The 13,140-nt window shown below is 38.1% G+C and carries 11 protein-coding genes and 1 riboswitch; of the genes, 6 read left to right on the top strand and 5 right to left on the bottom strand.

Features of this window, described 5'->3' with window-relative positions:
- Positions 1 to 509: 509 nt before the first annotated feature.
- Both B371_RS0106150 and B371_RS0106145 read right to left on the bottom strand, forming a co-directional pair.
- Positions 510 to 1,178, bottom strand: a complete 669-nt coding sequence (locus B371_RS0106150) for a hypothetical protein (protein WP_019413428.1) — start codon at positions 1,176 to 1,178, stop codon at positions 510 to 512.
- A 3-nt stretch (positions 1,179 to 1,181) separates the two neighbouring features.
- Positions 1,182 to 2,006: an ABC transporter ATP-binding protein gene (locus B371_RS0106145; protein WP_019413427.1), complete on the bottom strand. Its 825-nt coding sequence runs from the start codon at positions 2,004 to 2,006 to the stop codon at positions 1,182 to 1,184.
- Between the two features lie 186 nt (positions 2,007 to 2,192).
- Between B371_RS0106145 and B371_RS0106140 the strand changes: the two genes are divergently transcribed.
- Together B371_RS0106140 and B371_RS0106135 are read left to right on the top strand one after the other, a co-directional pair.
- A complete protein-coding gene (locus B371_RS0106140) occupies positions 2,193 to 3,185 on the top strand; it encodes an ABC transporter substrate-binding protein (protein WP_019413426.1) in 993 nt (330 codons plus the stop codon).
- A complete protein-coding gene (locus B371_RS0106135; RefSeq protein WP_019413425.1) occupies positions 3,185 to 5,146 on the top strand; it encodes an iron ABC transporter permease in 1,962 nt (653 codons plus the stop codon). Before B371_RS0106140 ends, B371_RS0106135 begins: the two co-directional genes overlap by 1 nt.
- Before the next feature lie 320 nt (positions 5,147 to 5,466).
- Here the strand turns inward: B371_RS0106135 and B371_RS0106130 are convergent, their stop codons facing one another.
- Positions 5,467 to 6,435, bottom strand: a complete 969-nt coding sequence (locus B371_RS0106130; RefSeq protein WP_019413424.1) for a multidrug resistance efflux transporter family protein — start codon at positions 6,433 to 6,435, stop codon at positions 5,467 to 5,469.
- Between the two features lie 12 nt (positions 6,436 to 6,447).
- Positions 6,448 to 7,674, bottom strand: coding sequence for a peptidase T (gene pepT / locus B371_RS0106125; protein ID WP_019413423.1), 1,227 nt, complete (start codon positions 7,672 to 7,674; stop codon positions 6,448 to 6,450).
- 158 nt (positions 7,675 to 7,832) lie between these two features.
- Here pepT and rpmG point away from each other — a divergent pair, with 158 nt between their 5' ends.
- Positions 7,833 to 7,982 (top strand): 50S ribosomal protein L33, encoded by a 150-nt coding sequence (rpmG, locus tag B371_RS0106120; protein WP_019413422.1) that lies wholly within the window; start codon positions 7,833 to 7,835, stop codon positions 7,980 to 7,982.
- Between the two features lie 88 nt (positions 7,983 to 8,070).
- On the opposite strand, the gene B371_RS0106115 is transcribed toward rpmG, so the two are convergent.
- Complete coding sequence (locus B371_RS0106115) at positions 8,071 to 8,718, bottom strand: glycerol-3-phosphate acyltransferase (protein ID WP_019413421.1); 648 nt, start codon at positions 8,716 to 8,718, stop codon at positions 8,071 to 8,073.
- A gap of 136 nt (positions 8,719 to 8,854) precedes the next feature.
- Positions 8,855 to 8,971, top strand: a riboswitch (SAM riboswitch).
- 274 nt (positions 8,972 to 9,245) lie between these two features.
- Here B371_RS0106115 and B371_RS0106110 point away from each other — a divergent pair.
- From B371_RS0106110 to B371_RS0106100, 3 genes are read left to right on the top strand one after another with little or no spacing between them, the layout of a single operon-like run.
- Complete coding sequence (locus B371_RS0106110) at positions 9,246 to 10,535, top strand: O-acetylhomoserine aminocarboxypropyltransferase/cysteine synthase family protein (protein ID WP_019413420.1); 1,290 nt, start codon at positions 9,246 to 9,248, stop codon at positions 10,533 to 10,535.
- Positions 10,536 to 10,551: 16 nt separating this feature from the next.
- Positions 10,552 to 11,589 (top strand): homoserine O-acetyltransferase, encoded by a 1,038-nt coding sequence (locus B371_RS0106105; RefSeq protein WP_019413419.1) that lies wholly within the window; start codon positions 10,552 to 10,554, stop codon positions 11,587 to 11,589.
- Positions 11,580 to 12,569, top strand: coding sequence for a homoserine dehydrogenase (locus B371_RS0106100; RefSeq protein ID WP_019413418.1), 990 nt, complete (start codon positions 11,580 to 11,582; stop codon positions 12,567 to 12,569). Before B371_RS0106105 ends, B371_RS0106100 begins: the two co-directional genes overlap by 10 nt.
- The last annotated feature ends 571 nt before the right edge of the window (positions 12,570 to 13,140 follow it).

Here is a 13,140-nt window from a genome sequence, read left to right as displayed (position 1 = left end):
AACGGAAATCATACCAGAAACCAAAGTGGATACTGTGTGCTTTCTTTAAGGACCGGGCGCACTTACCCGGTTTTTCTTAGATTTTTATTACTAGACTTTTTATTATGAAATTGACTCATTTATATTACTTTAAATTAAGATTGATTAATCAATCAATTAATTTTCCGGAAAGATGATTGACTCCATCAAATAGATTAGTACAGGTTGATTCGATAAAAAATACCGATTTATTTCGGAGTATTGTTTTTAAGAGGGAGTACTTAATTACTTGAACGACCTATAATTAAACGATTCATGAATTTTATATAGTTCACTAAAAAAATATCTAGCAAATAAAGCTAGGTGTTTTACAGTAAGTAAATCATTTTTTCCATAACCATACTAAATTTATCGATAAGGCTAAGGTAAGCAACTGCTCAGTTGGGAAAATTGACAACCGAGTTATGATAGTAAAATTCCAATTATCAAAATTCCATAGTTTAATGATCACTAATTAAAAGCCCACACGCTTATTTTGCGTGTGGGCAGTAAGGACATTTATTTGTATCGGGCATCTCTTTTAATAAACAACAAGTGACACGTTTATAGTCTTTCATTGCATCAAGTGCTGTTTGGTTTTGTAGGTATTGTTTGAATGGGGAACGACGCATTTGAGGTTTCCAAGTATCGTCTTGCAATAGAAAATCTAAATCCTGTGAAGCGGACTTAATGTCTTCTTTGATGAGAAGACTGTAAACCCAGATCACATATCCCCATATGTTTTCCCACAATATTAATTTTGAAATATGTGCTTGTTTGCTAAACAATTGAACAAGAGGGTGGCCATAAGTATCTAATACAAATCTCAATGTTTGTTGTGTATCTAGAACTTCAATAAATCCAACGCTAGGCACCATAAATTTAAAGGTATTTTCTTCTTCAATAATGCCCACTTGTTCTAGTGAGCCAGCAAACACTTTTTTGTGAATCGCTATGGTTTGAAATTGAGCTGCTAATAAGAAACCCAATCGGCGAAAAAAAACAGATGCAGCCACGGCATCCGTAGGTGCATCCGTTAGGTCTTTAATCTTTTGTAGTAACACTTTACTGCCATCTTCAGTTTGAACATCGCCAAGAGTCATAATGGGCTTACGATCATCATCGACATAAACTGATAGTCGTTCGAGTGATGTTTTCATATATTAAGCTCCAGCAGAAGCGCGTAATTCAGGTACAACACAGCGTCCACGACCAAAAGGAATACAATGTGGTGTTCCAAACATTGGATCTTTTGATACTTGGCACTCCATTCCAAAAACAGAGCGAACTAAATCACATGTAATAATGTCTTCTGGTTTTCCTTGTGAATGAACTTCACCATTTTTGATGGCAATAATATTGTGTGCATAACGAGAAGCCAAGTTCAAATCATGTAACACCATTACAATTGTTCGATTTTTGTTCTCGTTTAATTCAAACAATAAGTCCAGTATCTCTATTTGATGGGTCATATCTAAAAAAGTTGTTGGTTCATCAAGTAATATAACGTCAGTATCTTGAGCAAGTGTCATTGCAATCCAAGCTCTTTGTCGTTGACCACCAGACAATGTATCGACAGCACGATCACGTAACTCACTGATATGTGTTGCTTCCATTGCTGCTTCAACTTTAGATGTATCTTCTTCTGTCCATCGTTTTAACCAAGATTGGTGAGGGTAACGACCTTGCTTCACTAAATCAAGAACAGATAAACCTTCAGGGGACACAGGAGATTGTGGCAATATGCCCATTTTCTTCGCTACCTCTTTAGAAGACATACGATGTACATCTTTTCCTTCTAGTAAAACCGTGCCGACTGTTGGCTTTAGTAAACGAGCAATTGAACGGAGAAGTGTTGATTTCCCGCACCCATTGCTACCAACAAAAACGGATATTTCTCCGCGAGGTATATGTAAATTTAAATTCTCAAATAATAAATTCTCCGAATATCCAATTGATAAGGAATCAATTTTAACTGCAGTCTGCATGTCGCTAGCCTCCATCTAAATGATAGGTCTTCTCACTAAAAGCATCATAACACAGAATGGACATTAAGTGAGAATGATTTTCATTAATTATTGATAAAGTCTTTACAAAATTGTGAAGACAGAATAATATTAGAAATTTACTTGAGAATGATTATCATATTCAAACTAAATTGGAGGAAAAGATAAATGAAACGTCTAACGATTTTTGTGCTTATATTAACACTTTTCACATTTCTACTTGCTGCATGTGGTGCAGAAGAAGAGAAAAAAGAAGAAGCACCAGTAGAAAAAGGTACGACAGAAGAAGCTATTACGATTCAAGGAGCAAACGGGGAAGTAACATTGGATGAGCCAGCAAAAAAAATCGTTGTACTTGAGTGGACGTATGCTGAGAATTTATTAGCACTTGGAATTCAACCAGCAGGAATGGCCGATATTCAAGGTTACGGTGAATATGTAAATATTGAACCTCAATTAGATACTACAGTTATAGATGTCGGTGGTCGACAAGAGCCGAACTTAGAAGCAATCGCTGCAATCGACCCAGATTTAATCATCGGTGTTAGCTTCCGTCATGATGCTATGTTAGCAGATTTAGAAGGAATTGCTCCAACAGTCATTTTTAACCCATATCCAGAAGATGAAAGTATTGATCTTTATCAAGAAATGGAAACAACATTTAATGAAATGGCTAAAGCTGTAGGAAAAGAAGCCGAGGCAGAAAAAGTATTGGCAGACTTAGAAGTAGTATATGTAGAAAAAGCGGCTGAAGTTGAAGCTGCACAATTAAAAACAAAAGATACAATTTTAACATTAGCTTATACAGGCACTGCAGCTCCCGAAATTCGTGTATTTACACCAAACTCAATGGCTTCCATCATCATAGAAAAAATTGGCTTAACAAATGTGCATCAACCGGAACAATACGAAATTTTTGGTTCTACTACATTCAATGTAGAAGGTTTAACTAAATATGAAAATGCGAACTATATGTTCACAGTTCCTGATACAGACAATATTTATGAAAACCAACTTAAAGGGAATGCCGTTTGGGAAAACCTTGCGTTTGTTAAGGAAGATCGTATGTATGATTTAGGTGCTGCTACGTGGTTGTATGGAGGACCATTATCAGCAAAAACACTTGTTAATCAAATAACAGATGTGTTGGTAAATAAATAATGTTTCTGAAAAATGGGAGCAAGTCCTTTGTCTATTTGACAGGGGGCTTTTTCCTGCTTGTTCTGCTATCTCTTATTCACTTAACGCAAGGACAAGCCGATTATACGGTTCGTGAGCTTTTTACTGAAGCATGGGTACCCGGGCGAGTCCAAGATATATTGTTGTCATTTCGTTTACCCCGTTTAGTTATTGGGATTTTAGCAGGAGGGGCACTCGCAGTTTCCGGGGCTATTTTACAAACTTTGACGAATAACCCTCTAGCATCACCAGGTACATTGGGCATAAATGCCGGAGCTTTTTTCTTCGTTGTATTATCAACGATTTTCTTTCCATCATTTTTAGGTGGAATACCATTTGTAACTGCATTATGTGGAGCCACACTTTCATCAGTTATGGTGATTATGTTGGCAGGAAAACAAATGGAACCAGTACGCGTAGCCTTAACAGGGATGATTATTGCCTTACTATTCGCCTCACTGACAGGATTGCTACAATTGTTATTTGAAAATAAAACGAATGGATTATTTTTATGGGGGTCAGGTACACTCATTCAATTGAACTGGGATGGTGTACAGTTTGCAGCTCCAATGATTTTTATTGCATTTATAGCTGCACCCGCCCTATCAAAATCACTAGATATTTACTCCCTTGGAGAGGATATTGCAACATCACTCGGTCAAAATGTACGCATAATTAAGTTAGCAACTTGGGCTGTTGCTATTCTACTTGCTGCTGTGACGGTAAGTGTTGTTGGACCTATTGGTTTTATTGGTTTAATGGCACCTCATATCGTTCGTATGTTGGGTGTAAAAGGCCACTTTTGGATAGTTTTCCATTCATTCTTATGGGGGAGCGTCATGTTGATCGGAGCCGATGTATTGGGACGCTTCATTCAACCAGGACAAGAAGTACCAGTGGGAGCTATGACAGCCTTAATTGGAGGACCATGGTTGCTTTATTTAGCTTGGAGAACAGCTAAAACACATCAACGTGGTGACAGGCAAATGGGTGGCACATTAAAGCCAGTAAAACTCCCACTCGTTGTTATTACTTTAAGTTCTATTATAACGATTGTATTTGTATTGGCCTTATCATTTAATGGATTAGAATGGTCATTAGATTGGATGAAACCAGCTATTTGGAATTTCAGAGTTCCACGAGTTATCACAGCATTCATTGTCGGTGTCATGCTCGCTATCACAGGTGTTCTATTGCAAGGTGTATTGAGAAACCCACTTGCAGATGCTAGCGTTTTAGGAGTTACTTCAATGGGTGGGGCAGGGGCAATGTTATTACTTGTGATGTTCCCGGCTATTCCAGTAGAATATATGCCTCTTGGTGCAATAATAGGCGCAAGTTTAGCATTAGCAATCATCCTATTTACTTCTTGGAAGAGTAATTTCCAACCAATGTTGGTTGCATTAATCGGAATTGCAATTTCAGCATTTGGTTCTGCAGCAACGCAAGTATTTGTTGTGAAAGCAAAGTTAGCAGTTGCAGCTGCACTTGTGTGGTTATCTGGTAGTACATATGCTAAAGGATGGGACGATGTACAGCTTGCTTTATTATTGTTGGTATTATTTATAGGTCCTGCTATTTATGTAACTCGCAGCTTAGATACGTTAACTTTTGGAGACGATGTAGCATCAGGCCTTGGTTTGTCGGTTCGTAATGCAAGGGTAGGAGCTATGATTATTGGTGTAGCAATCAGTACTGCTGGCGTTGCGCTAGTAGGAACAATTGGTTTTGTAGGACTAGTTGCACCGCATATTGCACGGCTTCTAGTTGGTTTCAGACATTTACCATTACTAGTCGTGTCAGGTTTAATAGGTGGTTTATTGCTAGTGACTGCAGACTTTATAGGTCGTATTGTAATCGTTCCAAAAGACATTCCAAGTGGACTTGTTGTTGCACTAATTGGAACACCGTATCTTCTTTATTTACTTAAAAAAATGAAATAGTTATTTTTCCGGAAAATAAAAAACGGTTGTACAATAAATGACGTTGGTGAAAGAAAATCCCCATCCCTTTAAAGGGAGATGAGGAGGATCTTCACTAACGTCATTTTTTATAAATATATTGGATTAGGTAGATTTCCGTTCCAAGCGTCCATTTGGAACGGAAAACAACGGGATACATGGAAGACTATATGAAAAAGGACTATCCTAAAAAATCAGCTTTACTGACTTCTTGGATAGCCCGACTATAACTAAGTTATGGTAGGCTACTATTCTTCACCAACGTCATTTGACAAAGAGCCAAAAAAACAAGCAAGGTCTGTCTATACGACGGATCTTGCTTGTTTTTCTCTTAGTATCTTTGTGTAAAAACTGTGTAAAATGAGTCCAATTATTATAATGAAAATTCCCCATAGTGCAATAGAATCAGGTAAAGGGAGGCCAAGTAATAGCATTTCACCAACTATTACAAACACAATTTGTAAAGATTGCGTAGCCTCTACTGCAGCTAATTTCCCTTGGTGTTCTCGTATTAAATCTGTAGCTGTAAAGAACAATAAAGTTGCAATAACCCCAGAACTAATTCCGATGATTAAACTTTGAAATACTTGATTGGCCGAAGGCAGTCCAACGGTACAAAAAGCATACACAGCTAGTAAAATCCAAACCGGGATCGTGGCAAGTGTCATCCCGAGAACCCGACTAAACGTATCGAGTCGTCCTCCGCAAACTTCCATCATTTTCCGGTTTCCTAGTGGGTATGCAACTGCTGCCACTACTACAGGTAATGTCCCAAGTAATAATGTCGTAACTTTAACATCTTGAATATGAGGCATTTGGATCAATACAATGCCAAGTAATATAACTATAGAAATCCCAAGTGAAATTTTTGGAATTTTATGACGTACTCTACTAATCACACCATCAGCTGTTTGGAGTGTTGTGACAAAAAAAGGAGCTAGTAAAACGCCCGCAATAATTGATAATTGAAAGGTTCCAGAAATGAGCCAACCAGGACTGTAAGCGGCAGCAAATGTTATCGATGCATAAAAGAGAACAAATGCCACAAAGCTCCAGCCTAACCAGGGGACTGGGTGGGTTTTCATTTCAGTAATTAAAGGTTTCATCCCACCACGAAACAAAACAATAGCAAGTAAGAAAGGAACCATGAAGAAATAGCGTAACGAAGCACTCCACATCCAACTACCGCCAGTAAGTTCCATTGAATGGTTTAAGATAAATGTTACAGCAAAAAATAATGATCCGAAAATTCCAAGCACGATTGCTTTCAAAGACTCACCTTCTTATGCTTGTTTTTCAAATGATTGAATGATTTCTATCATAACTTTAGTCGCTCTTTCCATATTATCAACGGAAATATATTCATATTTACCATGATAGTTTTCACCGCCTGTAAAAATGTTAGGGGTAGGCATCCCCATATAAGACAATTGAGAACCATCTGTACCACCACGAATAGGAAGAACTAGAGGTGTAATCGAAAGGTTTGTCATAGCTTGATGTGCTATATCTACAATTTCTTTGACAGGCTCAATTTTTTCACCCATGTTATAATATTGGTCATTTAACTCAACTGAAATTGCATTGATCCCATATTCATCTTTTATTTTAGCTGTAGCTACTTCAAATAATACTTTCTTTTCTTCGAAAGTATTCCGGTCAAAATCACGGATAATATATGATAATTTTGCTTCTTCAACATTTCCATTAAAATTCATTAAGTGAATAAATCCTTCATATCCTTCTGTCTTTTCGGGAACTTCATCAGCAGGCATATAGGATTGGAACTTCGTTGCAATGGTTATAGCGTTGACCAATTTATTTTTTGCAGAGCCAGGGTGGACACTTTTACCATGAGTAATTACTTTAGCGGAAGCTGCATTAAAACTTTCAAATTGAAGTTCACCAAGAGGTCCCCCGTCCATAGTATATGCAAACTTGGCACCGAATTTCTCGACATCAAATTTATGAGGGCCTCGCCCAATTTCTTCATCTGGTGTGAAAGCAATGCGAATTTCCCCATGTTTAATGTCTGTGTTTTTAATTAGAAATTCCATTGCTGTCATAATTTCAGCAATACCCGCTTTATTGTCTGCGCCAAGTAGTGTTGTACCATCTGTTGTAATTAATGTATGCCCAATATAATTGTTTAGCTCAGGAAAATCGTTAGGAGACATAACTGTTTCATTATTTAAGCGAACATCCCCACCTTGATAACAACTGATGCGTTGAGGATTGACATTTTTCCCTGTATAATCTGTTGCCGTATCGACATGAGCTAAGAAACCGATTATGGGTAATTCGGAGTCTGAGTTTGAAGGTAATGTTGCAAATAAGTAACCATGCTCATCTAGTGATATGTCTTGCATTCCAATAGAGGATAATTCCTTTTCGAGTTCATAGAGTAAATCCCATTGCCCTGATGTAGATGGGCAAGTTGCGCTGTCAGGGTCAGATTGTGTATCGATTTTAGCATAACGAATAAGGCGTTCAATTAATTTTTCTTGCATTGATAGTCCAACTCCCTTAATTTTAGTGAATCTATCATTAGTCTATCATTATCTGAATCATCAAGGAATAAAGATTAGTGGGTGATTGACGGTAAAAGAGCAATTGTGGTATATTATAAAACGTAACTATTACTGTTTACGAGACGGAGGATATAAATATGAGAGTGAATATCACATTAGCTTGTAGTGAAACAGGCGATAAAAACTATATAACAACTAAAAATAAACGAAATAATCCAGAACGCATTGAAATGAAAAAATATTCTAAACGATTAAAGAAAATGACGATACACCGTGAAACGAAATAATTAAAATCGGGCAATTTTCACTAGGCTTCCAAATAGACTAGTGAAAAAGTTATCTTTTAATAAAAACGAATTGACGTCCTCATGAATTTCAAGAGGACGTCATTTTTTTCTTTTTTAATACACTTGAGACAAGGGGTTCTGTCCCGTTTTTTATGCGCAGTACATTTTCTGTGTGTTTCCAAATTGCTAATAAGAAAAGAATAATTGCAATGAGTGAGGACCAATATCCTTCTGTAAACCAAAATGTGTATCCGCAAAGGGTAAGATATAAAAAAAGTACGCCAACTAGTAAATAGTCTGTGATCAAAGTAACAAAGATTAACAAAGCAAAACCAACCATACCCATTCTCCAATCAATGGCAAACATGATTCCGATTAAGGACGCAGTTCCCTTGCCTCCATCAAACTTCATCCATAACGGATAATTATGTCCAATAATAACGGCTGCACCCAACAAAAATAATAAAGAGAACTTGGATTCAAAAGTAAGTGAAGTAGAATGCAAAATATATTGCAATAATAGAACAGCAATTAATCCTTTTCCAATATCAATAAGAGCAACTAAAGAGCCGTATTTCCAACCTAAAACGATTGTTGCATTGGATGCCCCTGAATTTTTCAATCCTTGTTCTTTTACTTTTACACCGGATAACCATTGTGCAATGAAAGAACCATGAAAACTGCCAATTAAATAGCCTGATAGTAGTAACATGATTATCCACATTGTTATATTCATATCCCAACCCCTTTTTCCCATATCCTATTAACGTTTGAAAGTAGCATGAAGTTTCAAAATTTTTTATTTTTTTCTTGACTTTTTCCTGTACCAAAACATATACTAATCCTCAAGATGGTAAAAACTAAATCAAACACTCTTATCAAGAGCGGCGGAGGGACTAGGCCCTACGATGCCCGGCAACCGGCAAGTGATTAACTTGCAAAGGTGCTAATTCCTGCAGATTTCTTTATGTGGATCTGAAAGATAAGAGGAGGAATACGCACTTGCGATCCCCCTCTTCCTAAGCGAAGAAGGGGATTATTTGTATTTCATTTAAGAAAGAAATATATTTTTTCTTTTATGAAAACTCTGTTTAGCTCCAAGCACCAGCTCGCGGGCCACTTTGGGGTCAGAAAGACGAAACGATCGTCTTTCATCCTTCCAGCGCCGGCGTCGAGCTAGACTGGTGCTTTGCGCTTTTCTTACAAAAAATCCTCTTTCGCCTCCGCAATCCATCGAAAACCACAAAACAGGAGGGAAAAACAATGACGAATTTTCAACCAGAAACAAACCTTTTACACGGAGGACAACAGCCTGATCCAGTTACGGGCTCTCGTGCTGTACCGATTCACAAAACTACATCTTTTGTTTTCAGAGATACGGAACATGCTCAAAACCTGTTTGCATTGCAAGAACCCGGATATATCTATTCACGTATAGGTAATCCGACTGTAGATGTTTTTGAACAGCGTATTGCCTTATTAGAAGGTGGTACTGCGGCAGTAGCACTATCAAGTGGAATGGCAGCCATTGCTTTCTCTATATTAAATGTTGCTGGTACTGGTGATGAGATTGTAGCTGCTGGTGATTTGTATGGTGGAACTTATAATTTGTTTGCCAATACACTGCCGAAGTATGGAATTACTGTGAAGTTCGTAGATGCTACAAATCCTGAAAATTTCCGTGATGCTATAACGGATAAAACGAAAGCTATTTTTGGTGAAATTATCGGAAATCCAAGTCTCCATATTTTAGATGTAGAAGCAGTAGCCAAAGTTGCTCATGACAATGGAATTCCGCTAATCGTTGATAATACATTTGCCACTCCATACGGAAGTAATCCGATCGAACATGGGGCAGACGTTGTGGTCCATTCAGCGACTAAATGGATAGGCGGACACGGAACTTCAATTGGAGGTGTCGTCGTTGATGCAGGCAAGTTTGATTGGAATAGTGAAAAGTTTCCTGGGTTCACGGAGCCGGATACAAGTTATCACGGTCTTCGATATGGTGTAGACTTGCCAGCGGTGGCTTTTGCGATTAAGCTTCGTGTTCAGTTATTACGTGACTTCGGTCCATGTTTAAGTCCGGAAAATGCATTTGCTTTTTTGCAAGGCCTTGAAACACTCCATTTACGTGTACCGAAACATAATGAAAATGCACTTGCTGTAGCTAATTACTTAAATAGTCATCCTGCGGTAGAGTGGGTACAGTATATCGGGTTTGAATCACACCCCTCATATGAACTCGCTCAAAAGTACTTAAAAAGTGGATATGGATCCATTGTTAACTTCGGTGTTAAAGGTGGTCGAGATGCAGGACGCAAGATCATTGATAACGTCCAAATTTGGTCTCATGTAGCAAATGTAGGTGATGCAAAATCGCTAATCATACATCCTGCTTCTACTACTCATCAACAATTAAGCAGTGAAGAATTAAAGAAATCGGGTGTAACAGAAGAATTAATTCGCTTATCAGTAGGAATTGAGTCTGTGGTTGACTTATTAGAAGATTTAAAGATTGCGTTAGAAAAATCGATTGTAGTACCTATCTAACTAGGAGGTGAATTAAGTGGCAACAGGGAGTGTGACAATCGGAAACTTTCAATTAGAGTCTGGAGATTGGCTTGAAAATATTGAACTTTCATATGAATCTTGGGGTCCTTCAGATGCACCAGTTGTTTTAGTTTGTCATGCATTAACTGGAGATCAATATGCCATTGGAACAGAGAATACACCTGGCTGGTGGAGCGGTTTGATAGGCCCTAGTAAGAATATTGATACAAATATTTTTAGAGTAATAACTTTCAATGTATTGGGTGGGTGTTCGGGTTCAACAGGTCCTTCGACAATCAACTCCTATAGTGGTGAACAATATCGAGCAACTTTCCCGACTATTACAATTCGAGATATGGTACATGTTGAAAAAAGAGGATTACTTGCTTTAGGGATTGATCAACTTCATGCGGTAATTGGAGGTTCACTCGGCGGTATGCGTGTACTAGAGTGGGGGTTACTATACCCTAAAGACATGGAATTGCTTATTCCTTTGGCTGTTACTCCTTACCTAAGTGACACGGGTATTGCTTTTAACTATATTGGAATCCATGCAATTGAATCGGATGCTAATTTTCACAATGGAAATTATAGGTGTTCATCCGATATCAAGGGGTTTGAAACTGCTCGCATGGCAGGTTTAGTTACTTATCGTAGTGAAAAATTACTTAGGGATCGTTTTTCTAGGAGAACCACCAGTAGAGGTTTATTCGAAATTGAATCCTATATGAAATATCAAGGAACAAAACTAGCGCAACGTTTTGATGCGAATAGTTATCTTACGTTGCTAAGAGCAATGAACACACATGATATTGGGAGGGATAGGGGAGGTGTAGAAATGGCAGCAAAACAATTTGAGGCTAAAGTAATCGCCGTTGCTTTCACACATGATCTGATTTATCCACCTGATGATATTAAATCTTTTGTGCAGCTTATTCCTACTCATCAATATCATATCGTCAATACTCGATTCGGTCATGATGGTTTTCTAACCGAGTTTGAGAATTGGGGATCAATATTAACCGGTTACTTGGGGGTCAAGGCATGGCAATAATTCAAGTTGCAATATTAGGTTTTGGAACTGTTGGTCAAGGTATTTACCAAATACTAAATGAAAAAAAGACTCAATTAAAGCATTCTCTAGGAGTAGAAATAGAGGTAAAAGCCATATTAATCCGAGATTCCACGAAAAATCGAATGGCTACACCGGGGGTATTCGTCACTGACAATTTTGAGGAGATTGAAGCTATTCCAGGTCTTCAAGTCGTGTTTGAAGCCATCGTTGGTGAAGAGCCAGCATACGATTATTTACGTAGAGTCATTCAAAAAGGCTGTCATGTTATTACCGCAAATAAAGTTATGTTTGCAAAGTATGGTTTAGAATTACAGGAACTAGCGTTGAAACACGATGTCCATGTAGGATATGAGGCAACGACAGCAGGTGGAGTTCCCGTTATTAAAACTTTAAAAAATCTTCTTCAAGTGAATCAAGTTTATAGGATTCAAGGGATTTTAAATGGAACGTCAAACTATATTTTAACTGAAATGCGATTACAAGAAAGTTTGTTTGAAGACGCATTACAAGAGGCACAAATACTTGGCTATGCTGAGGCAGATCCTTACAATGACATTTCTGGTCAAGACGCATTCCGTAAACTGATGATCTTAAGTACATTGGCATTTGGACAACAACCGAAGTGGGAAGATGTTGTTATTGAAGGAATAGCGGATGTTTCAATTGAACAAGTACAAGATGCAACAAGAGATGGTTTACGATTCAGACATGTTGCAGAAATTAGCAAAGGCGTGGATGGCTCCTTATCTGCAAGTGTGGGTCTCAGATTAGTAGGTCCAGAGCACCCGTTGTATGCAATAGATGGAGTAAATAATGGAATTTCAATCGATACAAATTACATCGGCAACCTAACACTCATAGGTCCGGGAGCAGGTAAATTCCCAACAGCCAGTGTCATGGTGGAAGATTACGCAGAAATTATGGGAAAAACCACCACGAAAACTCTAGTTTCCATATAAGAAATTATATAATCCAGAAAAATAGGGCGAAGCACGAAAAGTACAGATGATTTAAGTATTGGATTAAAAGGATATTCCACACAGTATCAACTTCGGTTTCCAGGTAGCTTTAGACAGCAAACCCAATGCACCATAACCTAAAGAATGAAGGACCCTAGTGCAGTGACGTTGTCACTGCACTAGGGTCCCCTTACAGGCAATCTTGCGGTGGGTTTGCGTCCGACGCGACCCTTCAACCAATGAGCATATCGTATTTTTGATATGGGAAGACGTGTGAATAGACACTGATTTTATAAAGAGTGGTGGCCGAAGATACTATTTCGGCCTTTTTCTTTATTTTTTAGAGTTGGTAGTTTCTCTATCTACCCTCAATGTAGTGGAAACAATTTTTTTCATGGAAAACCTTCACAGACTTGCCTGAGCTGGAAGCCCACTGCTTTAGCGGTGGGAGGAAAGCGAAGAAAAATGCGGAGTGCCACTGAAAACCGAAGGTTTTTGGCACTTCGCATTTTTTTATGCAATTCTTCCTGCCTCCGAGTGGAACATATGTTCGTTTTATGGTACACTGAAA

Origin of the sequence: Paenisporosarcina sp. TG20 (genome assembly GCF_000286315.1) — a bacterium.
Classification (GTDB): Bacteria; Bacillota; Bacilli; order Bacillales_A; family Planococcaceae; genus Paenisporosarcina.
Note: the sequence above shows the minus strand (reverse complement) of the source record. Positions and strands in the feature narration are given on the sequence as shown.

Bases quoted from the DNA above. Each gene is read 5' to 3' on its own strand.
- B371_RS0106115 (WP_019413421.1), bottom strand. From the start codon at position 8,718: ATGAATATAACAATGTGGATAATCATGTTACTACTATCAGGCTATTTA.
- B371_RS0106135 (WP_019413425.1), top strand. From the start codon at position 3,185: ATGTTTCTGAAAAATGGGAGCAAGTCCTTTGTCTATTTGACAGGGGGC.
- pepT (WP_019413423.1), bottom strand. From the start codon at position 7,674: ATGCAAGAAAAATTAATTGAACGCCTTATTCGTTATGCTAAAATCGAT.
- B371_RS0106100 (WP_019413418.1), top strand. From the start codon at position 11,580: ATGGCAATAATTCAAGTTGCAATATTAGGTTTTGGAACTGTTGGTCAA.
- B371_RS0106145 (WP_019413427.1), bottom strand. From the start codon at position 2,006: ATGCAGACTGCAGTTAAAATTGATTCCTTATCAATTGGATATTCGGAG.
- rpmG (WP_019413422.1), top strand. From the start codon at position 7,833: ATGAGAGTGAATATCACATTAGCTTGTAGTGAAACAGGCGATAAAAAC.
- B371_RS0106110 (WP_019413420.1), top strand. From the start codon at position 9,246: ATGACGAATTTTCAACCAGAAACAAACCTTTTACACGGAGGACAACAG.
- B371_RS0106140 (WP_019413426.1), top strand. From the start codon at position 2,193: ATGAAACGTCTAACGATTTTTGTGCTTATATTAACACTTTTCACATTT.
- B371_RS0106150 (WP_019413428.1), bottom strand. From the start codon at position 1,178: ATGAAAACATCACTCGAACGACTATCAGTTTATGTCGATGATGATCGT.